This is a genomic window from Chryseobacterium lathyri (genome assembly GCF_030812195.1).
Classification (GTDB): domain Bacteria; phylum Bacteroidota; class Bacteroidia; order Flavobacteriales; family Weeksellaceae; genus Chryseobacterium; species Chryseobacterium lathyri_A.
In genome coordinates this window covers 150,736-175,899 of record NZ_JAUSSF010000002.1, presented here as the reverse complement: position 1 = coordinate 175,899, position 25,164 = coordinate 150,736, and the positions used below count along the sequence as shown (strand labels likewise).

General features: G+C 37.3%; 21 protein-coding genes. 15 read left to right on the top strand and 6 right to left on the bottom strand.

All coding sequences use genetic code 11. The features are described 5' to 3' along the window. Positions 1-275 precede the first annotated feature (275 nt). From J2T03_RS10955 to J2T03_RS10935, 5 genes are all read left to right on the top strand, one after another. Entirely contained in the window at positions 276-1,064 is a 789-nt protein-coding gene (locus J2T03_RS10955; protein ID WP_306840417.1) for a sensor histidine kinase, read from the top strand. A gap of 258 nt (positions 1,065-1,322) precedes the next feature. Further along, positions 1,323-2,615, top strand: a complete 1,293-nt coding sequence (eno, locus tag J2T03_RS10950) for a phosphopyruvate hydratase (protein WP_306840416.1) — start codon at positions 1,323-1,325, stop codon at positions 2,613-2,615. A gap of 81 nt (positions 2,616-2,696) precedes the next feature. Further along, on the top strand, positions 2,697-3,983 hold the full coding sequence (locus tag J2T03_RS10945) for a citrate synthase (RefSeq protein ID WP_307211239.1): 1,287 nt from the start codon (positions 2,697-2,699) through the stop codon (positions 3,981-3,983). Between the two features lie 206 nt (positions 3,984-4,189). After that, a complete protein-coding gene (locus J2T03_RS10940; protein ID WP_307211237.1) occupies positions 4,190-5,251 on the top strand; it encodes a helix-turn-helix domain-containing protein in 1,062 nt (353 codons plus the stop codon). Positions 5,252-5,330: 79 nt separating this feature from the next. Continuing rightward, complete coding sequence (locus J2T03_RS10935) at positions 5,331-7,694, top strand: TonB-dependent receptor domain-containing protein (protein ID WP_307211235.1); 2,364 nt, start codon at positions 5,331-5,333, stop codon at positions 7,692-7,694. 42 nt (positions 7,695-7,736) lie between these two features. Here J2T03_RS10935 and J2T03_RS10930 read toward each other — a convergent pair whose 3' ends face one another. Further along, complete coding sequence (locus J2T03_RS10930; RefSeq protein ID WP_306840412.1) at positions 7,737-7,898, bottom strand: hypothetical protein; 162 nt, start codon at positions 7,896-7,898, stop codon at positions 7,737-7,739. Between the two features lie 312 nt (positions 7,899-8,210). Between J2T03_RS10930 and J2T03_RS10925 the strand changes: the two genes are divergently transcribed. The 10 genes from J2T03_RS10925 to J2T03_RS10880 all read left to right on the top strand — a co-directional run bounded on the left by J2T03_RS10925 (position 8,211) and on the right by J2T03_RS10880 (position 18,270). Beyond that, entirely contained in the window at positions 8,211-9,125 is a 915-nt protein-coding gene (locus J2T03_RS10925; protein WP_306840411.1) for a dimethylarginine dimethylaminohydrolase family protein, read from the top strand. 70 nt (positions 9,126-9,195) lie between these two features. Next, positions 9,196-10,119, top strand: coding sequence for a citrulline utilization hydrolase CtlX (ctlX, locus tag J2T03_RS10920; protein ID WP_307211233.1), 924 nt, complete (start codon positions 9,196-9,198; stop codon positions 10,117-10,119). A 21-nt stretch (positions 10,120-10,140) separates the two neighbouring features. Next, positions 10,141-10,500, top strand: a complete 360-nt coding sequence (locus tag J2T03_RS10915; protein WP_307211231.1) for an S-adenosylmethionine decarboxylase family protein — start codon at positions 10,141-10,143, stop codon at positions 10,498-10,500. A gap of 42 nt (positions 10,501-10,542) precedes the next feature. Beyond that, positions 10,543-11,967, top strand: a complete 1,425-nt coding sequence (locus J2T03_RS10910; protein WP_307211229.1) for a DUF4178 domain-containing protein — start codon at positions 10,543-10,545, stop codon at positions 11,965-11,967. Positions 11,968-11,970: 3 nt separating this feature from the next. After that, complete coding sequence (locus tag J2T03_RS10905) at positions 11,971-12,165, top strand: hypothetical protein (protein ID WP_307211227.1); 195 nt, start codon at positions 11,971-11,973, stop codon at positions 12,163-12,165. A gap of 12 nt (positions 12,166-12,177) precedes the next feature. Continuing rightward, complete coding sequence (locus tag J2T03_RS10900; protein ID WP_276729455.1) at positions 12,178-12,393, top strand: DUF350 domain-containing protein; 216 nt, start codon at positions 12,178-12,180, stop codon at positions 12,391-12,393. Beyond that, positions 12,386-13,900 carry a polyamine aminopropyltransferase gene (locus J2T03_RS10895; RefSeq protein WP_307211224.1) on the top strand — a complete coding sequence of 505 codons (1,515 nt, stop codon included), beginning with the start codon at positions 12,386-12,388 and terminating at the stop codon, positions 13,898-13,900. Before J2T03_RS10900 ends, J2T03_RS10895 begins: the two co-directional genes overlap by 8 nt. Beyond that, a complete protein-coding gene (locus J2T03_RS10890) occupies positions 13,875-15,464 on the top strand; it encodes an NAD(P)/FAD-dependent oxidoreductase (RefSeq protein ID WP_307211222.1) in 1,590 nt (529 codons plus the stop codon). Before J2T03_RS10895 ends, J2T03_RS10890 begins: the two co-directional genes overlap by 26 nt. Further along, positions 15,461-16,486: a hypothetical protein gene (locus J2T03_RS10885; protein ID WP_307211221.1), complete on the top strand. Its 1,026-nt coding sequence runs from the start codon at positions 15,461-15,463 to the stop codon at positions 16,484-16,486. Before J2T03_RS10890 ends, J2T03_RS10885 begins: the two co-directional genes overlap by 4 nt. A gap of 23 nt (positions 16,487-16,509) precedes the next feature. Continuing rightward, positions 16,510-18,270: a discoidin domain-containing protein gene (locus tag J2T03_RS10880; RefSeq protein WP_307211219.1), complete on the top strand. Its 1,761-nt coding sequence runs from the start codon at positions 16,510-16,512 to the stop codon at positions 18,268-18,270. Positions 18,271-18,301: 31 nt separating this feature from the next. Here J2T03_RS10880 and J2T03_RS10875 read toward each other — a convergent pair whose 3' ends face one another. The 5 genes from J2T03_RS10875 to nadD form a co-directional block, all read right to left on the bottom strand. Continuing rightward, positions 18,302-19,108: an alpha/beta hydrolase gene (locus tag J2T03_RS10875; RefSeq protein WP_307211217.1), complete on the bottom strand. Its 807-nt coding sequence runs from the start codon at positions 19,106-19,108 to the stop codon at positions 18,302-18,304. A 156-nt stretch (positions 19,109-19,264) separates the two neighbouring features. Next, positions 19,265-21,571: an outer membrane beta-barrel family protein gene (locus J2T03_RS10870; RefSeq protein WP_307211215.1), complete on the bottom strand. Its 2,307-nt coding sequence runs from the start codon at positions 21,569-21,571 to the stop codon at positions 19,265-19,267. A gap of 65 nt (positions 21,572-21,636) precedes the next feature. Continuing rightward, complete coding sequence (locus J2T03_RS10865) at positions 21,637-23,868, bottom strand: outer membrane beta-barrel family protein (protein WP_307211213.1); 2,232 nt, start codon at positions 23,866-23,868, stop codon at positions 21,637-21,639. 244 nt (positions 23,869-24,112) lie between these two features. Further along, complete coding sequence (locus J2T03_RS10860) at positions 24,113-24,451, bottom strand: DUF3817 domain-containing protein (RefSeq protein ID WP_306840405.1); 339 nt, start codon at positions 24,449-24,451, stop codon at positions 24,113-24,115. An 85-nt stretch (positions 24,452-24,536) separates the two neighbouring features. Continuing rightward, complete coding sequence (nadD, locus tag J2T03_RS10855) at positions 24,537-25,121, bottom strand: nicotinate (nicotinamide) nucleotide adenylyltransferase (RefSeq protein ID WP_307211211.1); 585 nt, start codon at positions 25,119-25,121, stop codon at positions 24,537-24,539. Between the last annotated feature and the right edge of the window lie 43 nt (positions 25,122-25,164).

Sequence of the window (25,164 nt, the reverse complement as noted above, 5' to 3'; positions counted from 1 at the left end):
CTTGTTTTCTGCATATACTCTATATTTATTTCCTTAAACTGGTTCTATAACAAAATTGCATTTCAGAAAGATACAGAATCAATACTAGAAAGAAGCTTATTCTGGATAAGCTGTTCATTATTGTTTTGGTCAGTTTTTTATTTGTTCAGAATGATGCCTATGTATTGGATACAAAATGAGGATGAGAATTTTTTATACACTCTAAAATATATTTTTCAGGTGGCAACAGTTATCTCTTATATTTTGTTTTTTAAAGGTCTTCTAAGTAAAAAAGTATGAATACATTACCTCAGGAAATAAAATTGATTTTTCTTATAGCCCTTCTTATCGTAGTGTTGTTTGTAGCTTTTATCATTTTTGTAGTGTTAATGTACAATAGAAAACAGCTTATATATTTAAAAGAAAAACAGCTCCAGCTGGCAGAACATCAAAATCAGCTTCTTCAAAAGGAACTTGAAAAGCAAAAATCCATAGAACAGGAGCGGGAACGTATTTCCCACGATATGCATGACGATCTCGGAGCTGGGATTTCAGCATTAAAGCTTCAGGCAGAATTCCTGAAGCAGAAAGCAGAAGACGGAGATCTGCAGAATGATATCGATGAGCTGCTGAAAACTTCCGAAGAAATGAATCTTTCCATGCGCGAAATGCTCTGGAGCCTGAACTCAGGAAATGATACTTTGGGAAGCTTCATAGACTATGCCATACAATATACCAGTAACTTTCTGAAAAGAACAAAAATTAAACTTTCATCAGAAAGTGAAGATATTATATCAGGAACGCCAATTTCCACAGAACTGAGGCGGAATATGTTTTTATGCTTAAAAGAAGCTCTGAATAATGCTTATAAGCACAGTCAGTCCAATCAGCTGAAACTTTCCTTTGTTCAAAAAGATAAAGAATTCATAATGAAAATCTCTGATAACGGAGTTGGAATTCAAGATGAGCATGCCGAAGGAAATGGCCTGCGGAATATGAAGAGAAGAATGCAGGAGCAAAAAGGGGAATGTCAAATTCTAAAAGAAAGTCCGGGAACTCAAATTATTTTTAAGATTACAATATAAGCTCCATACATTCAATACCAATACAGTTTTTTTGGAAATCCTGTTTTTTTAATATAAACAATGTGAAATGTTATTTAAACGGAGAATTAAACGATAATTTTCCGGTGTTATAAAAAGCACTGGAGAATTTTTGAATTATTACCAAATATTAAAGCCCACTTTTTTCATCAGGTTAGTTTTTTCATTAAATTTGTGATCAAGTATAATTTTAATAATAAACAACTTGAAGCTTTTGCGGATGGTTTAAAACTAAACAATATGAGTGCAATTTCTTTCATAGAAGCGAGACAAATTTTGGATTCCAGAGGTAATCCTACCATTGAAGTAGATGTATTTACAGAAAGCGGGGCCATGGGGCGTGCTGCCGTACCTTCAGGAGCATCTACAGGTGAACATGAAGCAGTGGAATTACGTGACGGTGGTTCAGATTATATGGGTAAAGGAGTCCTGAAAGCTGTTGAAAATGTAAAAGAAGTAATTGCAGAAAACTTGATCGGTCAGCCTGTTTTTGAGCAAAACTTTATTGATCAGATTATGATTGATCTTGATGGAACTCCAAACAAAGGAAACCTTGGTGCTAATGCAATATTAGGCGTTTCTTTAGCCGTAGCCAGAGCTGCTGCTGCTGAACTAAGAATACCTTTATACAAATATGTCGGCGGTGTTAATGCCAACACCCTTCCTGTTCCTATGATGAACGTGATCAATGGAGGATCACACTCTGATGCTCCTATCGCATTCCAGGAGTTTATGGTGATGCCGGTAAAAGCAGATTCTTTCTCTCACGCTTTGAGAAAAGGAACTGAAATTTTCCATAACCTGAAATCTATTCTTCATTCAAGGGGCCTTTCTACGGCAGTAGGGGACGAAGGAGGTTTTGCACCTACTTTCAAAGGAACTGAAGATGCATTGGATACCTTGCTTCAGGCTATTGAAAAAGCAGGCTATAAGCCGGGTGATGACATCATGTTGGCCCTTGACTGTGCCGCTTCAGAATTTTATAAAGACGGAATTTACGACTACAGAAAATTCCAGACTCCGGATGCCGCTCAGTTCTCAAGCAGTGAGCAGGTTTCTTACCTTGCTGAATTAGCTGCTAAATACCCTATTATCTCCATCGAAGACGGAATGCAGGAAAATGACTGGGATGGTTGGAAAATGCTTACCGATAAAATCGGTGACAGAGTACAGCTTGTGGGGGATGATCTATTCGTAACCAACGTAGAAAGATTATCAAGAGGTGTAAAAGAAGGTATTGCCAACTCAATCCTTGTAAAAGTAAACCAGATCGGTTCTCTTTCTGAAACAATGGATGCTGTACAAATGGCTCAGAATAATAAATTTACTTCAGTAATGTCTCACAGATCTGGTGAAACTGAAGATTCTACAATTGCTGATTTGGCAGTTGCCATGAACTGCGGACAGATCAAAACAGGATCTGCTTCAAGATCAGACAGAATGGCGAAGTATAACCAGCTTTTAAGAATTGAAGAAGCATTGGGTGATACTGCATTTTTCCCTGGTTTAGACGCATTTAAAATCAAAAGATAATTGAATTTATAAATAACGGCAAGCGATATTTTTTGTTTGCCGTATTTTGTAATAAGTAGTATATTTAAAAAAAATAAATAAATGTCAGACAACAAAGTAATATTGAATTACGACGGTAATTCATATGAATATCCAATCGTGGATAGTACTATCGGAGACAGAGGGATTGATATTTCAAAACTAAGAGACCAGACAGGTTTAATCACTCTGGATTTAGGATACAAAAATACCGGAGCTACCCTTAGCGACATCACTTACTTAGACGGAGATAAAGGAGAATTATTCTACAGAGGGTATCCAATCGAGCAGATTGCTGAGAAATCTAACTTTACAGAAGTAATGTACCTTTTATTAAACGGTGAATTACCTACTCAGGAGCAATTCGGTTCTTTCAATAACAACATCAAAAAATATAATTTTATAGCAGAGGAGATGAAAAAAATCATCGATGCTTTTCCTCGTTCTGCTCATCCTATGGGAGTTTTATCTTCTTTAACTTCCGCTTTGACCGCTTTCAATCCAAAAGCAGTTAACGTAAACTCTAAAGAAGAAATGGATCATGCTGCAGAATTAATGATTGCTAAATTCTCTCACCTTTGCGCATGGACTTACAGAAAAACTCAGGGCCTTCCGCTTAACCACGGAGACAACAGCCTGAACTATGTTGAAAACTTCTACAAAATGGCATTCAGATTACCAAATGAGGAATTTGAAGTAAATCCAGTTATTGTAGACGCTCTTGATAAATTATTAATCCTTCATGCTGACCACGAACAAAACTGTTCTACTTCTACAGTAAGAATGGTTGGTTCAGCTCATACAGGTCTTTTTGCTTCTATTTCTGCCGGTGTTTCTGCTCTTTGGGGACCTCTTCACGGAGGTGCTAACCAGGCAGTGATCGAAATGCTTGAGCTGATCGAAAAAGATGGAGGAGATGTTAATAAGTGGGTAGCAAAAGCTAAAGATAAAAATGACAGCTTCCGTCTGATGGGCTTTGGACACAGAGTGTACAAAAACTTTGACCCAAGAGCGAAGATCATTAAAAAAGCAGCTGATGATATCCTTAGCGCATTGGGTATCCAGGATAAAGCTCTTGATATTGCCATGCAGTTAGAAAAAGTAGCCCTTGAAGACGAATACTTCGTAGAAAGAAAACTATATCCAAACGTAGACTTCTATTCAGGTATTATCTACAGAGCATTAGGAATTCCTACAGAAATGTTCACCGTAATGTTTGCATTGGGAAGACTTCCGGGATGGATTTCTCAGTGGAAAGAAATGAGAATGAAAGGAGATCCTATCGGAAGACCAAGACAGGTTTACCAGGGTGCTCAAAAAAGAGACTATATCGATATTACAAACAGATAATCCCTGTTTTTATCATAAACAAAATCCCAAAGCAAGCTTTGGGATTTTTTATTTTAGTAGGTTCTATTTTTTTATAGAATTGGAATCGATAATTTTATTAAATTTACGTCCATAAGTTGATCACTTTCAATAAGTTTAGGCTAAGGTCTGTTTTATAGATCGGTAAACCATTTATAGCCTATGTATCAAAAATAAAAGCAGCTACAATGACCTTCGGACAGCAGATGTTATTTTTTTTCAGTGCGGTAGGAGCCTTTAATGGGTTGCTGCTCGGGATCTATCTTCTGTTTGTTAAAAAGCTCAAATACATTCCGGATTTCTTTTTAGGCTTGATTTTATTGACTTTAAGCATCAGGGTTGGGATTTCGGTCTGTATCTATTTCTACCCGGACTGGCCACGGATCATTCCACACCTGGGTATGTCAGCGCTATTTTTTACAGGGCCGGCTTTATATTATTACATCAGAGCATCATTCCAGAGAGAAGCATTTGATTTAAAACAAAGCAGAACATCTTTCGGTGTGTTAACGTTAGTTCTTGGGACAGTTGGGTTACTGTATTTGTTCTTTCCGGTTACCTGGGACAAATATTTCGGGACCTTTATTTATACAGTGTGGTCAGTATTTGTTTTGCTTGCCGTGTATCAGTATTATATTTTTTCAAAACAGACGGCGAGAAATCCTAACAAGTTTATCCTTCCGGTACTTATAAGCAATGTGATCATTTTCCTGGCGTACCAGTTAATTTCTACAGGCTGGGTACAGGTATACTGTGCAGGCGGGAGTCTTGTATTCTCATTTGTGCTGTATGCCAATTTTTTAATTCTCTTCAGTAAAAAGAATGATGAAGATTCTGTAAAAGAGCTTCCTAAATATACCAATAAAAAGATTTCAGAAGAACTTGCAGACAGTTTTGTTTCAAAACTCGAGCGGCTGATGAATTCCGAAGAATTATACAAAAATCCAAACCTGAAATTAAGCGATCTGGCAGCAAAGATGAACATGTCTGCCCATCAGCTTTCCCAATTGCTGAATGATAATCTCGGTAAAAGCTTTTCAACGTACATCAATGAATACAGGATCAGCGAAGCCTGTCAGAAAATAGAAAGTGGCTCCTTCCTCAAGATCGAAGAGATCGGTTATGAAGTGGGGTTTAATTCCAAGTCTACTTTCTTTTCCACATTCAAAAAAATTAAAAATACGACACCGCTTTTGTACAAGCAGTCACAAATCCCTTCTGAAGCCAGGTTTCAGAGTTCAGAATTATAATTTCGTACTGCTAAATTTAAACTTCAAAACCTTTTTTTATCAATAGCCTGCTACTTTTGATTTCATAAAATTAAAATTTATGAATATCAGATTATGGATTTTCCTGCTTCTCCTATTTCTTTCCTGTTTCGGAAAAGCTCAGGAAACAATACATGGAAAGGTTTTGGATTCAGAGACGAAAAGAGCTGTTTTTCAGGCTGAAGTATCTCTGCTAAACAAATCAGACAAAAGCGTTCTTCAAAAAGTTCAGACGGATTCCCTAGGTATTTTTCATCTGAATAATATAATTGCTGATTCTTACTTTGTGATTCGGAAAAAGGAATATGAAACGAAAGAATTTGATAAAGGTGAAGATCTTTCTTTGATTGAGCTGAAACCCGTAGCTGAAAATATCTCAGAAGTAGTGATCCGCGCAGTGCCCAGAAGTATCAGGCTCAATGAAGGGAATATTGTAATGAGCGTTTCCGGAAATAAAGATTTTAAGACCTCCGCGAATCTTTTTGAGGTTTTAAAAAAGACACCGGGTGTGTCCATAGATCAGGAAGGCGGCATTTTTATTGGCGGAAGAATTACTCCTGCTGTGTTTATTGACGGCAAACCTGTCACCATGAGCAGCCAGGAACTGCAGGCTTATCTCCGTGCATTACCGCCGGAAATGGTAGAATCTGTTGAAGTGAATGCCAATCCTTCCTCAAAATATGATGCAGAATTTAAAGGAATCATCGATATCAGACTGAAAAGAAACGGAAACCTCGGCTGGAAAGGAAATTATAATGGAAATACCTATGTCAATAAGTTCAGCTACAGGGAAAACTCTTTAAACCTTTCTTATAACACAGCAAAGACAGCCTACAGTCTGCAGGCCGGCTATAATAACGGCATTTCCACTTACCGCTATAACGCATTACAGAAACTTGCCAATACCAATGTCATGCGAACCAATACCTACCAGGAAGATGAAGGAATGGTGTACAGTATTCAGGCTGGTGCGGATTTCAGGATCAATAATAAAAACAGGGCAGGCATCAATGTAAGAAGTAATTTCAGAACCAGCGACCGGATCCGTTCAGGTTCACTGTATACCACCAATAAAGAAGGGGCACAGCTGATCTTTAACACTGAAAGTGAAAACCCTACAGATTATTCCCAGGAAAATTATGGAGTAACTGCAGATTATTCGTTTCAAAACAAAGGTTTTAAAATGAATCTTTTAGGTAATTATCTTTCCGTCAGAAATAGTCAGAAGGATGATTTTATCAATAAAGATAAACCTACCTCTCAGCTTTTGTCCTACTGGAAATCCGACCTGCTTAATAAAATTAATATCCTGACCGCACAAATTGATATTTCCCAAAAGATAGGAAATGCAGACATCGAGGCCGGAATGAAATACAGCCGTTCCAATACTCATAATAATATACGCTACGATACGCTGTCTTTAAATGACCGTTTTATCTTTGATCCAGAACGTAGCAATATGTTTTCTTACAAAGAGAAAATATGGGCTGGTTATGTTTCGTACAGGCAGAAATTTGGAAAGCTCCAGGTGAACGCAGGACTGAGATTTGAGAATACGGAGAGTATTTCGGATGCTGTTACCAAAGATTCTGTGGTTTCAAGAAATTATCTCGAATGGCTGCCGTCTTTCAGTACAGCATATACGTTCAATAAATCTAATGAATTATCACTTTCGTACAGCAGAAAGATAACGCGGCCTGTGTTTTCCCAGCTCAATCCGTTCCGGGTTTATTTCAGCCCGCTGAATTACTGGATAGGAAATCCTTATCTTCAGCCTTCTTTCACCAGCCAGATCAAGCTTACGTATCGTTATAAGAATTGGGTGACCAGTTTTATAGCAGGTAAAGAAAAAGATGTAATGACCCGCTATCCGCTTTACAATCCTAAAACCAATGTACTGGAATATCTTGGAACTAATCTTCCATACCGGAAATTTGCTTCCATAGAAACCAGTTTTCCTGTGAAACTGACAAAATGGTGGAGTATTACCAGCCAGGTCGCCGGATACTATAACGATGAGTTCAGACCTTATCTGGGCGAGGTATTTGCTTTGAAGGTGTATAATTATGAAATACGAGTAAATCAAGTTTTCACTTTGCCTAAAGGATATACCGTTAATCTCTTTGCAAGCTATGAATCCAAAACCGGAAACAGTCTGTATATCATAAAACCAAGGTATACGGTAGATCTGTCTGTGCAGAAGTCATGGTTTGATAATACATTGAATACAAAAATCAGCTATAACAATATTTTTGATTCCTACGACCAGCGTTTGGAATTCAGGCATAAACAGATTATGGACAACCGTTTTACACATTGGTGGGATACCAGCCGCCTGATCCTTTCTATAGGATATAGCTTCGGAAGTTCAAAGTATCAGGCCAAAGAAATTCAGAAAACAGAAGAAGAAAACAGGGCAAGATAAAAAGAAAACCTGCTTGTTAAAAGCAGGTTTATTATTATTTAATTATGGACAAACACAGTTACCGCACGTCCAGATGGTACAGTTTCCGTTTTCGTCCCATTCGCAGCAGTATCTGGGTCTGTTTATCCCTCCTCCTGTGATTAGTTTCTGCTCGTTTCTTCCTAATTTTTGTGCATTTTTCAGCACAGAATTTTTCTTGTTCATGATTTTGATTTTTTGATGTTAATAGTTAAATTTTAATTTATAATTCAATTGAAATTATATCACTAAGATATGAATTTATTTTATAAAATGTACTGTTTTTTATTTCTTATGTAGATGAAAAATAGTTAGTTGTAGATTAAATGACGACGGAAATGTAAAAGGATTATTCGGGCAGGTATAAAATTTTATCTCGGAATATGAAGCATAAGGCTGAAGATAAGCAATATTAAAATCAAATTTGATGCATAAAACAAATCAAAAGTTTTCCAGATAAAGACCTTTACTTATATTTGTAGTATTGCATAAATCTTTATGAAACTAAACATTAAAAACGAAACGGGCAGGCTGAAATCAGTTGTTCTAGGACAGCCTAATTCAATGGGAGCAGTTCCCACGCTAGAGGAGAGTTATGACGCAAAGTCATATTACTCTATCGAACACAATATATATCCTAAAGAAGAGGATATTATTAAAGAAATGAACGCTTTTGAAGCAGTATTGAAGAAATATGATGTAGAAGTACTTCGCCCAAGCATTATCAAAGATTATAACCAGGTTTTCGCAAGAGATGTAGCTTTTGTGATTGACGATAAAATGATCATCTCAAACGTGATCGCTGACAGAGCTGATGAGCAGGATGCCTATAAGAAAGTTTTTGAAAAAGTAGCATGGAGAAAGATCATCAATCTTCCGGAAACAGCGCACATTGAAGGAGGTGATGTCATTGTATGGGATGATTTTCTTTTTATAGGAACATGTTTCAGCGAAGATTACAGAAATTATAAAACAGCAAGAACCAACGAATATGCTATTGAAATTCTAAAAGAATATTTTCCGAAGAAAAGAATCATTGATCTTGAATTGAAGAAAAATGATAAAATTCCGTTTGAAGGGATCTTACATTTGGACTGCACATTCAATCCGGTAGGAAAGGATAAATGTCTCATCTATAAAAACGGATTCGTGGATGAAAGTGATTACCGCCTGATCATCGATATCTTTGGGGAAGAAAACTGTTTCCACCTTAACGATGAGGAAATGTTTGAAATGTTCCCGAATATTTTCTCCATTTCTCCCGAAGTCATTGTATCAGATAAAACATTTACAAGAATGAACAATCACCTGAGAAATGAGTGGGGAATGACCGTGGAAGAAATTCCTTACAGGGAAATTTCTAAAATGGGAGGCCTCTTGAGGTGTTCTACAATGCCACTAGTGAGAGAGTAGATGATATGAAGATTAGATGATTTATTGACTCTGAATCCTTTAATCTTTTAATTTTTTAAATTTAAAAACAATGCAAACGACAGATACAGTATTAATGATAGAACCGATTGCATTCGGTTACAATGCGGAAACGGCAGAAAATAATTACTTTCAGGTTGAACAGAAAGGTTCTGATATTCAGGCTAAAGCTTTGGCTGAATTCAACACTTTTGTTGGAAAACTGAGAAGCAAAGGGGTGAATGTGATCACTATAAAAGATACACTGGATCCTCATACTCCGGATTCTATTTTCCCGAATAACTGGGTAAGCTTCCATAAGGATGGAAAAGTGGTTCTATACCCGATGTTCGCTTCAAACAGAAGGGTGGAAAGAAGAGAGGATATTATTGAAAGCATCAAAAATCAGGGGTTTGAAGTTACCGAAATTGACGACTGGTCGTTTCCTGAAACTCAGGGACACTTTCTGGAAGGAACGGGAAGCATGATCTTTGATCACGATAATAAAATCGCTTACGGTTCAGTTTCTCTGAGACTTGACGAAAATTTGTTCAGAGAATTTTGTGATAAGTATGGATTTACACCCATTGTTTTCCATTCTTACCAGACTGTAGGTGCGGAAAGGCTTCCAATTTATCATACCAATGTCATGATGTGTGTGGCTGATAAATTTGTGGTGATCTGCCTTGACTGTATCGATGACGAACTGGAAAGAGAAAAGGTGATAGAAACTATCAAAAATTCAGGAAAAGAGATCGTAGAAATTTCAGAAGAGCAAATGCAGCAGTTTGCCGGCAACATGCTTCAGGTTCAGAACAAAGACGGCCAGAAGTTTTTGGTGATGAGCCAGACTGCTTATCAGTCATTAACACCTGAACAGGTGGCTGCCATAGAAAAATACTGTGAGATCATTTATTCAGATCTGAATACCATTGAAGTAAATGGAGGAGGAAGTGCAAGATGTATGCTTGCTGAGGTTTTCCTTCCGAAAAAATAATATATTTACGAAAAAAAATAATTGAAACCACTATCAAGCAAAGGTCTGCACATTCTTCTGACTTTGGAAACACAGTCAGAAGATTTGTTATTAGACTGCAGCCGCTTTTTGAAATATACAGAATCCATTTTAGAAACCAAAGAAGTGGAAATTGTTGGAATTACAGAGCATGTCTTTGAGAACCAGAGCTTCACTGCTGCTGTATGCCTTAAGGAATCCCACCTCTGTATCCATACCTGGCCGGAGTTTAAACAGCTTACATTTGATGTTTTTCTGTGCAACTATACCCAGGATAATACCCAGAAAGTAGAGCAGATCGCAGATGAAATTGTTCAGTATTTCAATGCTGATGTCATTCAAAAACACAAAATTCACCGTTAAAAAATGTATTACGTTTGTCCCGTTTGCGAAAAAAATAATGAGATGGCAATAGATTTTTCTGTTGAAGAATACATCTGCAGCTCATGTTCTTCCCTTATCGGAATAGAAAAAAATGCTTCCCGGAAAATCATTAAAAAGCCCATAGAAAATGTAGTGCTGGAAGTTGGACAGAGGGGGGAAATCTATGGGACAGAGTACTATGTTATTAATATTGTTGTTAAAAAATATGGCGAAAATATTTTCTGGCGGGAATATACTCTGAAAAATTCTTCCAGAAATAATGTATACTTAAGCGAAAGTGACGGACATTGGGTACTTCTCCACCAGTTGGACTCTGCATTTAAAGACTTCAAGCATTATGCAGAAACTGCTGACGGCCGGAAGTATAGATGGTACGAAACCACGCCCTGCAGTATTCATTCCGCAGCTGGTTTTTTTGAAGATAAAATAGATTTTAAACTTGCCAAATATAAAGAATACGTAAACGGCACTGAGATGATTTCACGAGAAGAATGTGGAAATTCAGTACAGTTCTTTAAGGGAAATCATATCTCAAAATACACCATCAAAAAAGCTTTCGGCTTAAAAGAACTTCCCGATTATTCAGGGATAGGAATTGTAGAGCCTTTTTTCTTTAATATAAGGCAAGGGATCAACATTATCGGAGTTTCAGCTTTGCTGATCTGTCTGATCCAGCTGTATGTGGTGATGTCAAGAACCAATCAGACACTTTTTGAACAGGAAATCAAATTTGCTGATTTAAATGAAAAAGAGCTGGTAAGCAAAAGTTTCAACCTTTCAGGAGCTTCCGCTCCGTTAGAAGTGAATGCCTACTCTGAAGTAGACAATTCCTGGGCAAATGTAGGCGTAAGCCTTGTTAATGAAAAGACCAATGAAATAGCTTATACCTCTAAAGACATAGAAAGATATTCCGGCTATGAAGATGGAGAAAGCTGGAGCGAAGGAAGCCAAAGCGAAGAATTTAATTTTTGCGGTGTAGCACCCGGAAACTATCATTTCCTGATTTCTGCAGAAAAAGAAGGAGGTGCTGCAGATCCTTTCAAATCAGGCTATCAGCTACAGAATGGAGATTTTTCAGTGATTAAAAATGACTTGGGAAATTTCTATATGCGGAATAACAAAGATAAAAACGTCGCAGTTTATTACGAGCAGGAAAAACTTAAAAATGAAATCAGCATGATGGGTAATCTGGCAGAAAAACCGCTGGAAATTAAAAAGCTGGACTCTGTCCTTACCAATATGAGCCTGGAAACCGGCTACCCGGAAAAATATGAAAGAAACAGCTTTGTAAAGATCAAGGCAGCATGGCAACCGGTATCATTCTGGAATTTTGCTATTGTAATCATTTTGTCACTAACCTTCATAGCAGTCAGCTTTGTGGGAAGACGCATTTTTGAACTCAATAAATGGAAAAACAGTTCTAATTCACCTTATCCTACCCATTAAGCCATGGACAAAATAACCCACTACATCAGAACCAATTGGATGCTGTTACTTATCGGGGGCTTTTTTCTGAGCTGGTTCGTTTATCTTACTTTTACAGGAAATAAGTTCTGCGACTGTGCCAAAACAGAAACCTACCGGGACGGAACCACCAGAAATCACTCTTCAGGAAGAGGATTTTACAGATACTACCACAAATAAAAAATATAAACTATGGATAACATTAATCTACTGCCGATATTCAACTCTGTGTTATATTCAATTTTAGGAATAGCCATTCTTTTGGTTTGCTATTTCATTATCGAAAAGCTGACCCCTGAAAAAACATGGCATGAGATCTCACAAAATAAAAATGTAGCGTTAGCGATTGTTTTCGGAGCATTTATCATAGGAATTTCAATGATCATAAGCGCCGCGATTCATGGATAAGAAGAGGATTCCTCTTGAGCTGCTTTTAATGTTCTCGGTTTTTGTCATTGCAACGTGCGGGCTCATCTATGAGCTGGTGGCAGGGGCATTGGCAAGTTATCTTTTGGGAGATTCTGTCAAACAGTTTTCTTTCATCATTGGCGTTTATCTCTTTTCAATGGGGGTAGGGTCATATTTTGCTAAATTTATCAAAGGAAATCTCATCGATAAATTTGTAGAGATTGAAATCCTTGTGGGAATTGTCGGTGGGGTAAGTTCAGTTGTTTTATTTATCCTGTTTAATACCCTGGCCCATTTTGAGGCAGTGCTTTACCTTTTTGTTTTCTTTACCGGATGTCTGGTCGGAGTGGAAATTCCGCTCTTGATGAATATCCTAAAAGACAGAATAGGGTTTAAAGACTTAGTCTCAAATGTTTTTGCCTTTGATTATATTGGTGCATTACTGGCCTCAATACTGTTTCCTCTCGTGCTTATTCCGAACCTGGGAATTGTAAAAACACCTTTGTTTTTTGGATTGATTAATGTTTCTATCGCCATATTCTTATGTTTTTATATTAAAAAAGAACTTTCAAAACCGCTTTCTTTAAAGATAAAATCCATTGGGGCTTTTACATTTCTTCTTGCCCTTTTTATCTTTTCAGATAAGATTTTGTCGTATTCAGAAGAAAAACTCTACGGTGAAAATGTGGTCTATACCAAAAGCTCGCCCTACCAGAGAATTGTTCTCACGAGAAATAACCATGAATTCCGGCTGTATCTGAATAATAACCTTCAGTTTTCCTCCACAGATGAATACCGTTATCATGAAGCGGTGGTGCATCCGGCGATGTCTATGGCAAAAAATATTGAGAATATCCTGATTTTAGGTGGTGGTGATGGTTTTGCTGCACGTGAAGTACTGAAATATAAAGAAGTAAAAAATATTACCCTTGTTGACCTAGACGGAGAAATGACCGATTTCTTCAAAACCAATGGAACCATGCGTACCTTAAACCATAGTTCTTTATCTGATCCCAAGGTCAAAATCATCAACAAAGATGCGTACGTCTGGGTCAAAGAGAACAGACAGAAGTTCAATGTGATCATTATTGATTTTCCTGATCCTTCCAATTACAGTTTAGGAAAACTCTATTCATTGCAGTTTTACAAAGAACTGGAAAGACTGGCCGGTTCCGACACCAAAATTGTTGTCCAGACCACATCTCCCTATTTTGCTCCGAAATCTTTCTGGTGTATAGAAAAAACGATCAGTCAGATATTTCCTTTTACTTCAGCATATCATACCTACGTACCGTCATTCGGAGAATGGGGGTTTTCAATGGCTTCATTTGAACCTGTAAACAATAGGATCTACAGAAAGATTCCCAATTTAAAATATTACGATTATAATTTTTCCCAACTTTCTTATTTTAGCAAAGACATGAAAGTGAATGATGTAGAAGTTAACCGTCTGGATAACCAGATATTAGTCCGTTATTTCGATGAAGAGTGGGGGAAAGTACAGTAGGAAAGATTTTCTTACAACGGTTTTTCTGGGCAGTCTTATGCTTCCTTTTCTGCAGTACTGCGGAAAGAAAGCAAGGTCTCTGATGCTTAAAATTACCGGAACCAATCATATCCTCGGACACAAACTGTGGGCCAAAGATTTTCCAAAATTTTCAGAAAAAATCCATACAAAATATCTCATTGTCGGAGGCGGAATCTCCGGGCTTTCTGCATGCCGGTTTTTAAGCCAGAATAATCAAAATGATTACCTTTTGCTTGAAATGGAGAACAGGTTGGGCGGAAATTCTTCAAACGGACAGAATCAATTTTCAAAGTTTCCTCTGGGTGCGCATTACATGCCCCTTCCCAATAAAGAAAATACTGAACTCATTGAATTTTTACGGGACTGTGGAATCTATCAGGGGGATGACGAAAACGGAGAACCTGTACTGGATGAATACCAGATGACTTTTCCACAGCAGGAAAGACTGTTTTATAAAAATGTATGGCAGAATGATATTGTTCCGCAGAAAGGAACTGATGCAGAAGTTCTGAAAGAATTTGACCGTTTCTTTAAAGCAATTGATGATTTCCGCCAGAAAAAAGATGCTCATGGAAAATATTGGTTTACTATTCCTGTCCATGATTCAAGCACAGAAAATGATGCTGTAGAGCTAGAAAAGGTCATTTTTAAAGACTGGCTGAAAGAACATCATTATACATCGGAAGAATTGCTGTGGCTGCTGGATTATTCCTGCAGAGACGATTATGGATTAGGAATTGATTTTGTTTCTGCCTGGGCAGGAATCCATTATTTTGCAGGAAGAAAAAATAACTGGAGCCAAAAATATAAAGATCAGGTCTTTACATGGCCGGAGGGAAATGCAAGGCTGGCCAAACATCTCTCAAAATTTACGAACGGAAAACATAAGTCCGGTCATTTGGTTTTTGAAGTTAATATAAATGATAAAGTTGAGGTTTTAAGTTTCGATAACCTTACCAGAAAGACAGTTAAAATCACTGCTGAAAAAGTTCTGTTTACAGGTCCTCAGTTTGTTGCCGAGAGAATTTTTAGCAGTAAAAAAGCATCATCATTTAATTATGTTCCCTGGCTCCTGACCACTATTACGTTAAAGAATGAGTTTGGAGGTGATGAGGAACTGGCTTGGGATAATGTCATCTACGGTTCTGCCGGACTGGGTTATATTTTTGATCAGCATCAGAACGTTGAGCAGGTCATTGGAGAGAAAGTGATCACCTATTACAGGAGTTTTTCCAGCAACGACTGTAAAAAAGCAAGACGTAAGCTGTATTCCATGAAGGAAAGTGAGCTTAAAACTTTAGTTTTAGATGATTTAAAGAAGGCACATCCGCTAATAGAAGATTTTATTTTAGAAATGGATTTTCATAAAATAGGACATGCTATGATAGCTCCGGTTCCCGACCAGATTTTTGGTGAAGAAACCCAAAGAGCAAAAGAACCCATTGACGGGAAAATTTTCTTTGCCCATACAGATCTTTCAGGAATTTCTATTTTTGAAGAAGCTTTTTATCAGGGACTAAGAACAGCACAGCAGATGATATGAAACAGCCTTGGATACATAATGCAAAAACAGACTGGTGGTTTATTTTATCTCCGCCTTTCCTGATCCTGCTCGTTATTTTTCTTTTTCAGAAACAGATTCAAGGGCTTGAAAACAATCATTCCTTTTACACATGGCTTTTTCTTATTGTTTTTGTAGATGTAGCGCATGTGTATTCCACTTTATTCAAAACCTATTTCGTAAAGGGAGAAGTGCAGAAGAGGAAACTTCTGTATTGGGGAATTCCTATCCTGAGTTGGGTTTTGGGGGTGGCCCTGTTCCAGTTCGGCAGCCTGGTGTTCTGGTCAGGCCTTGCGCTGGCAGCTGTTTTTCATTTTATCCGTCAACAGTACGGTTTTATGAGGATTTATGCCCGTTTTGAACCTAATAACTGGAGAAAAAGGATTGATGAGGTCACTGTTTATTCTGCTACAGTTTATCCTATGCTGTATTGGTTTAAGACCCCGCGTGCTTTTACGTGGTTTGTAGAAAATGAATTTGACTGGCTTAAAAATCTGCCGGATTATACCGGACCCATTACTATAATTTACGTTGTCATATTGGTTGCCTGGATTTTAAAAACGGTTTTTGAAGTCTTTAAAACTGAAAATTTCAATATTCCGAAAATCGCTCTGATAGCGGGAACCTATCTTTCATGGTACTTTGGAATCGTCTATTTCAACAATGATCTGGTCTTTACTTTTCTGAACGTCATTTCGCATGGGATTCCATACATTGCACTGGTATACATCCGGGAGATCCGGCAGAAAGAAAACCATCAGCTGGACAGGCTTTCTGTTTTTAAGTCAGCCCTTGGAATATTTCTATTTATTGGAGTGATCTTGGGATTTGCATTCTTTGAAGAATTTTTGTGGGAAGTGCTGGTCTGGAATGAACATTTTTCGTTGGATCTCCATGTTTCGGAAAATATCCTTCAGTTTTTAGTTCCCATACTGGTTGTTCCTCAGCTTTCTCATTATCTCCTTGACGGTTTTATTTGGAGGAAACCAAAAAAAGTTACCTAAATTTGTCCTTTAAGCAAAAAATTATGAAGATACAGCAGTACTTTTTATCATTCGCTGTTCTGTTGGGAATATTCGTTGGTGCCCAGCAGAAAACATTCTGTAACCCGATTAACATTGATTATGGCTATACGCCGTTCGAAGCTTTCTCAAAACAGGGAAAACACCGGGCTACCGCCGATCCGGTGATTGTTAATTTTAAAGAAAAATTATTCCTCTTTTCTACCAATCAGGAAGGATACTGGTACAGCGACGATATGTTGGACTGGAAATTTGTAAAAAGAAAATTCCTGAGAGATAACAAATATATCCACGATTTGAACGCGCCCGCTGTTTGGAAAATGAAAGATACTTTATATGTTTACGGATCTACCTGGGAACAGGATTTCCCGATCTGGAAAAGTACCAATCCTACCAAAGACGACTGGAAAATTGCTGTGGATACATTAAAAGTTGGGGCTTGGGATCCTGCATTCCATTATGACGAGGACAAAAATAAATTGTATCTCTACTGGGGATCCAGCAACGAATGGCCGCTACTGGGAACTGAAGTGAAGGTTAAAAACCTGCAGTCTGAAGGCTTTGTAAAACCTATTATAAAGCTGAAGCCTGAAGATCACGGTTGGGAAAGGTTTGGTGAATATAATGACAATGTTTTCCTTCAGCCGTTTGTAGAAGGTGCATGGATGACGAAACACAACGGAAAATATTATATGCAGTACGGAGCTCCGGCTACCGAATTCAGCGGATATTCTGATGGAGTTTATGTCAGCAAAAATCCTCTGGAAGGCTTTGAGTACCAACAGCACAATCCTTTTTCTTATAAACCCGGGGGCTTTGCAAGAGGAGCAGGGCACGGAGCCACTTTTGAAGACAATTATAAAAACTGGTGGCATGTTTCAACGATCTTTATTTCCACCAAGAATAATTTTGAAAGACGACTGGGGATCTGGCCGGCAGGATTTGATAAGGATGATGTAATGTATACCAATACGGCTTACGGAGATTACCCAACCTATCTCCCACAATATGCCCAGGGTAAAGATTTTTCAAAAGGTCTTTTCGCAGGCTGGATGCTGCTGAATTATAACAAGCCTGTCCAGGTTTCTTCTACCTTAGGAGGTTATCAATCAAATTTAGCGGTAGATGAAGATATCAAGACCTATTGGAGTGCGAAAACAGGCAATTCCGGAGAATGGTTTCAGACAGATCTTGGCGAAGTTTCCACAATTAATGCGATTCAGATCAATTACGCAGATCAGGATGTTGAGTTTTTAGGGAAAACATTGGGCAAAATGCATCAATATAAAATCTACGGCTCGAATGACGGAAGGAAGTGGAATGTTGTCGTAGATAAAAGTAAAAACACCAAAGATGTTCCCCACGATTATATAGAGCTGGAAAAACCTGTTAAGGCAAGGTTTCTGAAAATGGAAAACCTGAAAATGCCTACCGGGAAATTTGCTCTAAGCGGTTTCAGAGTCTTCGGAAAAGGAGAGGGCGAAAGACCCAAAAAAGTGGAAGGATTTGTTCCTTTAAGAGCTGACCCTAAAAAATACGGTGAAAGAAGAAGCATCTGGATGAAATGGCAGCAGAACCAGGATGCAGACGGATATGTGATTTATTGGGGGAAATCTCCGGATAAATTATACGGAAGCATTATGGTATATGGAAAGAATGAATATTTCTTTACCGGAGCCGACCGGACTGACTCCTACTATTTCCAGATCGAAGCCTTCAATTCGAATGGAATTTCGGAAAGAACAGAAGCTGTAAAATCAGAATAAAAATTAAAACGCTTTGAAATTTTCAAAGCGTTTATTTTTTATCAGTTTGTTTAAGAAAAAAGGCAATTTTATCGATCAGGAATTCATCATTCGGAGCTTTGTCCCAGTCCAGATGTCCACCATTGAATTCATAGGTTTCATGCTTTACTTTATTTTGAATCAAAGCAGAATCCAATCTTCTCTTTTGAGATAAAGGAATAACCTGATCCCTGTTTCCATAAAAAGAGATAGTAGGTGGGGATGTTCCATTAATCCAGAAAATAGGATTCGGAATATCCAGATGAGTAATATCTGTTGGAGTTGGTTTTGATGAATCGATCATATGCTTTTTGATAAAAGAATAGTCAGAATAATTTTTGAAATCAGCATTGTTTAAATCAGCAGGTCCTACAATATTTACAATGGCTTTGATTTTTGTTCTATGCTTATGGTCGAAAATCCTATTATATCCGTATAACATTGATAAATGGGCACCTGCGCTATTTCCAAGCAAAATAAATTCAGGCGTGAACTTCATTTCCACAGATTTTTTAACTAATAAATCTAAAACATGATCAATGTCTTTTGTTTGATCAGGAAGAATAAAGGAATCATTATCTGCCAATCTGTAATTCATATTGGCAAAGGCATAATCAGGAAACTTTTGCATCATAGAAAGGGTAAAGAACGTGAGTTGTGATTTATCTCCGCTTCGCCAGCCTCCTCCATGAATAATAATAAAGACACCTTTTATTGAGTCTCTGTTTTTAGGAGTATAAAGATCTAATTTTTGTTCAGGATCATCTCCATACCGGATGTTTTCTTCTTTTTCAAAAATAATGTCTTTAGCCAAAGTCATTGTTTTTTCTTTGCAGCCGGTCCAAAGAAGGCAAATTGAAAGAAAGCACAGAATGCTTATAAAACTATTTTTATCCATAATGTTAAAGATAGAAAACCCGCCGGAATTTCCGACGGGTCTTACCACAAAAATAATTGAATATGAAGAATGATGTTTTTATTTTGTTCTGCTCTTAATAGCATCTGATGCTCCCTCGATGTCTCTTACTTTTTTCACTTTCTGATTTCCGAAATTGTAGGTAAGGCTCACCGTCATGCTTCTTCTGTACTGATCATTTCTGATGTAGTTATAATTCCCGTTGGATTGATCGTCTTCAATTTCCAAAATATTTGTTCTTAATACATCATTAAGGTTCAACGCAAAAGTCCAATCGTTCCAGTTTTTCTTGATGCTCAGATCCAGGCTCATCAGGTTTTTCAGCATTCCCAGCTCGATTTGCTGTTTGTCGATAAAGAAATAGTTAACACCCAGAAACCAGGTTTTCTTTTTATCCAGACGAAGTGTGTTATTACTGGTAATAACCAAACTTGTCGATTTTACGTTATTAGTATACACCAGTGCCTTTCCGTCCTTATCTACAAACGTTTCACCTGTTGTAGGATCTTCAGCCAGAGAGCCATTGTTGATATTGTGCTGAATTCCTGCATTGAAATTCAATGTTAAATACTGCTTGAAGAAAGTCTTTTGAATTCCGACCATCGCAGACATCTCCTGCTTGTCCCCAAAATTGGTTCTGATGTAGCGCAATACACTCTGTTCGCTCACTTTGCCATCAGCTGTTTTGGTATATCCCTGCAAAGGAACCTGGGTAATCTGGTCTTTGAAATAGGAGTGATTCAGAATCAGGAAATATGAATTTTTATACATATACGTCAGTTCCTGGTTGTAAGTGGAGGATGCCTTTACAAAAGGATTGTTCTGTGTATAATTATATTCTGTGATATAATTTCTTACCGGATTAAGCTCCCAGAAGCTTGGTCTTCTCATTCTGCTTGAGAATGAATAGGAGATATTGTTTTTATCATTAATGGCATAATTGAAGCTTAAATAGGGTAAAAAGTTATTATAATTTCTTTTAATAGTCTGATGCCTTTGAGCTTCCACAGGATTAGTCGGGCTGTCCGCAGTACCTAAACTGTTGGTGATCTCATATCTTGCTCCTACCTTTCCGGAAAATTTATCCGAGAACTTTTTTTCAAAGGTTAAATAAAGACCGTAAATATTTTCATCGTAGATAAAGTGATTAAGCTCTGGAGTTGTTTCTATTTTGTCCAGTTCTCCGTTAGCTTTGTAAGTATAATCGTAGGTAAGGTTCTTTGTATCGTTATCAGTTTTTGTTTTATTAAAATTCCCTCCGGCAGAAAATGTGAAGTCGTTTTTCAATTTCTGGATATAATCAACAGTTCCTGAAAAATTATTAATGATCTGTGGGATATCCTGAACAATTGTTTTTCTCGTTCTTGAAAAATCTTCCCAATTGGTTATGCCGGGAAGCATCGTATTGTTTTTTGAAAACTGAAATCTTTTGTAAATGAGATAGGCTGCATTTACATTCAGCTTACTTCCCAGGGAATCAAGCTTTAATTCATAGTTTAAGTTAACTGAGTTATTATAATTTCGGGCATCTTCTCTGTTTTTTGTTCTGGTATATGAGGTTTCGATTATACCCTTATCATTCGGCTGAATCAGCGTATTAAACAGGTCAATCGTTGAATTATAGCTTCTGTTGGCCCAGGAGTTCCATGATAATGCTAAATTGTTGTTGTCATTAAGCTGATAATCAATATTTAAATAACCGCCGATGTTTTTGTTCGGATCATCAATATCTCCTACCGATTCATTTTTCATCCGGTCCGTTCCGTTTCTTAGAATATAGGTTTGGGGTGAAATATTTTCCCCACCGTTCAGGTTACCGCTGATTCCCAGTTTATCCTTACGGTAGTTGACAGAAAAACTTGCCTGGCTCGCATTGTATTTATTTTGAGTATTGGACATCCGTATGTTACCATTGGTGCCATCGCTCATCTTCTTCTTCAAAACAATATTGATGATCCCATCTGAAGATTCCACCTGAAACTCACTGCCCGGAACAGTAATCACTTCTATTTTCTGGATATTTTCTGCGGGTGTATTTTTCAGGAACTGAGCCAGAGATTCAGCATCCATATTCGTTTTTCTACCGTTGATATAGATCAGGGCATTGTTTTTTCCTGCGATCTTTAATGTTTTATCATCCGTTGAGGACAGAAGCGGAGTCTGCTTCAACAGATCAAAAGTGGTATTTCCTTTGGCAACCGGAGATGCTGCAACATCATACACAAAACGGTCGCTTTGTTTCTTAAAAACCTGTTTTGTAAGCGTAATGCCTTCTATAGATTTCGTTTTTACCGTGTCGGATTTTTTTTCCTGCGCAAAAATTACGCTTCCTGATATAGCTGCTGCCAGTATAATGATCTTTTTCATGATTCTTCTATTTAAATGCTGTTGTGATACAGAGTGGTTGTGGTGATTGTAATTTTTTATAAAACTTAAGTTCTTGACTTTATAGCATCGTTGGCCGATTTCATTTCTCTTGCCTTTTTCAGTTTCTGATTTCCGAAGTTGTAGGTTACCCCGATATTCAGAATTCTCGGATATTCAAAATTGACAACGTTATTATAGCTTCCGTTAGGCTGTATTCCCTGTATGCTGTTATAGTTTTGGTTAAATACATCATACACTTCCGCTACAAAAGTCCAGTTACCCATAATTTTCTTTAAGCTCACATCAAAGCTCTGTCTTACGCCTAATGTTCCGCTTTCAATTTTAACTTTACTGCCGTAGTAATAATTAACTCCCAAGAACCAGTCTTTATTCGATGAAAGACGCACAGTATTATTGATATTACCTGATACATTGAAGTTTTTGAAACTGATTACATAAGGTTCAACAACTTCTGTCTGGCCTGCAACCGGAACCGAGGTAGGATCTTCCGTTACCGAGCCTTTATAGATATTATATCCCAGGTTCACAGAATAATTGGTTGTCCAGATGTCCTGAAACCAGGATTTGTTCATTCCTAAGGTCAGTCCAAACTGTTTGTTATCCCCATAGTTCGTTCTTATATATCTTAAAAACCTTCTTGTAACAATTACTGTGTTTCCATTTTCATCTTGTTCCGGCCCGGTTACAGTTCCCTGCAGTGGTATTTGGTTTGAAGCATCTTTTACATAATTGAAGCTGAGGTTGGCAAAAAATGCATTCTTGTACATATAGCTGAGTTCCTGGTTGTAAAACTTAGAAGCCAGTATGAAAGGGTTATTCTGTGTATAGTTATTAGGCGTGAAATACGTTCTTGAAGGATTCAGTTCCCAGAATCTGGGTCTTCTGATTCTGCTTGAAAAACTATAGGTAAGATTATGATCTGAGTTAATGGCATAATTTAAATTAAGATAGGGAAGAAGGTTGTTATAGTTTCTGTCGAAACTTGTTTTACCAAGAATCTCGCCGCTACTCCTGGTCATTTCATAACGGGTTCCTACTTTTCCGGACAATTTCTCGCTTAGCTTTCTTTCATACGTAAGATAGGCACCCAGGATTCTTTCCTTATAAATAAAGTGATTAGTCTGATTCACATTATTGATGATCACTCCGTTTTCAATATCATCCTGTCTGGTGTCATTATCCGTATTGGTATGGTTGTAGCTTACTCCCATCAGCCATGTACTGCCTTTAGCTGTTTTTTTCAGATAGTCGATGTTCGCGGCATAATTATTAATAATCTGAGGGACCGACTGCTGTAGTGCGCTATATTTGTTATCCTTATCATTATTTAGAGGAAAACTTTCATTGGTACTCATTTTATCCCTGTTGAACCATAAATATGAAACATTAGAGGTAAGCTTACTTCCGATAGAATCCGTTTTTATTTCATAATTCAGATTGAAAGAATGATTTCTGGTCTGTGCATTCTCATTGTTGACGGTTCTGTTGACAAGTGCGCCGTTCTGCCAGTTCGTTACATCAAGAATTGAATTGAAACTCTTATTATATCTCATGTTGTAGGTAAATCCTAAACTGTGATTTTTATTGATCTCATAATCAATATTCACGCTTCCACCCACATTTTTGTTTGGATCGTCATTATAGCCAAAAGACTCATTTCTGAAAGTAGAATCTCCGTTGGATAATGTATATCTTTCGCGGTCTGTCCAGCTTCCCGTATTGAAATTTGAATTCACTGACCATTTGTTTTTTCTGAAATTGAATGAAGCACCGGCAGAAGGATTATTGTAGTAAGCCTGTTCATTATTCATTTTCAGGGTTCCGTTGTAGCCGTCATTTTTCTTCTTTTTCATCACAATATTGATCACTCCTTCATTGGACTCTACCTGGAATTCACTTCCCGGTGTTGTGATCACTTCAATTTTCTGGATATCTTCAGATGGAGTTCCCTTCAGCATCTCAATCAGGGCCTCAGCGTCCATATTGGATTTTTTATTGTTGATGTAGATCACTACATCAGATTTCCCCATGATCTTAAGAGATTTTCCGTCAATGCTTGAGATCATCGGAGTCTGTTTCAAAAGATTGAACGTATTGGTTCCCTTTGCAATAGGAGAAGAAGCTACGTCATATATGAAACGGTCACTTTGTTTTTTGAAAACCTGCTTCTTGATATTGACAGCTTCAATGTTTTTTACTTTCAGGGTATCTTTTGATTGCTGGGCAGCTGCCAGTCCGCTGAAAAATAAGGCGGCAATTAGAATATGAGTTTTCATGGTCATTATTTTTTGTGGTTTAATAGCTTGTATCTGTTATTATTTAACATAGCAAAGATATATAATAAAAACAGTATCATGCAATACAAAGTACTTAAAATATTTTTAACTTGAATTTAACATGCTGATTTACAGGGTTAAAAATTTTAATTTTAAATTAAAATACTTTTGAGTTTCTACACAATAAGACAACTGTAACAAGAATTTTGTTACAGCAAAACAGAAAAATTTATAAAAAATAATATTATTCCCGGTCGAATCGGGCCAGTTTTTTGTCTATCCAGATGGTAGCAAAAGGGAAAAACGCGGCAATTAAAGCGAAGACGCTGTCTTCATCATCCCAGGTGTATATTTTTCTTATAGCAGGTAGAAAGATGAGGTAAAGTGTAAAAAATAATCCGTGAATGCTGCCGATAGTGCTGATATATACAATAGGAAAAATGCCTTCCGGATCAATGCGTATCCAGGTCATTGCTGTGAATAGGAAAAACCACGAAACAGCTTCAGCCAAACAGATTTGCTTAAACCATTTAATGACTTTTTCCTGAGGATATTTTGAGAAAAACTTTTCGATGAATTCCATATTGTAAGTGTAAAAAGCTGAGAACTTATTGTATTTGTATCCTGCTAACTTCTAAAGTCTAGCTTCCAATTTCTTATTTACAAAATTACTTATAAAAACTGCTTCCGTCCAAATATTCAAAAACTTCCGGCGGAAGCATTGGGCGAACATTTTTTCCTCCCTTGATCATATTCCTGATCTCCGTGGCGGAAAGTTCAATAACCGGAGCTTTAATGACAGAAATATTTTCATGCTGAAGATATTCAGAATCTTTCTTTTCGCCTTCAAAAACCCGTGGATAAACAATAATGTGATGATTTTTGATCAATATATCAGCGTTTTTCCATTTATGAAGACTGTCCAGGTTATCTTCACCCATAATCAGGCTGAAAGAATAATCAGGATACTTTTCATGAAGATAGGTAAGGGTATCAATAGTATAGCTGGGCTTAGGAAGTGAAAACTCCACATTCGAAGCTCTCATTTTAGGATAACTTTTTACGGCAAGTTGTACCATATCCAGCCTGTTGTGATCTTTCAGCAGAGATTTTTTATCTTTAAAAGGGTTCTGCGGACTTACGACAAACCACAGCTCATCCATGTCAGAATTTTCCAGGATATAATTAGCCAGAATTAAATGTCCGATATGGATCGGATTAAAAGAGCCGAAAAATAAACCGATTTTTTTCATTGATTGTAGGTAGCAGATGATAGGTAACAGGTAGCAGCATTGA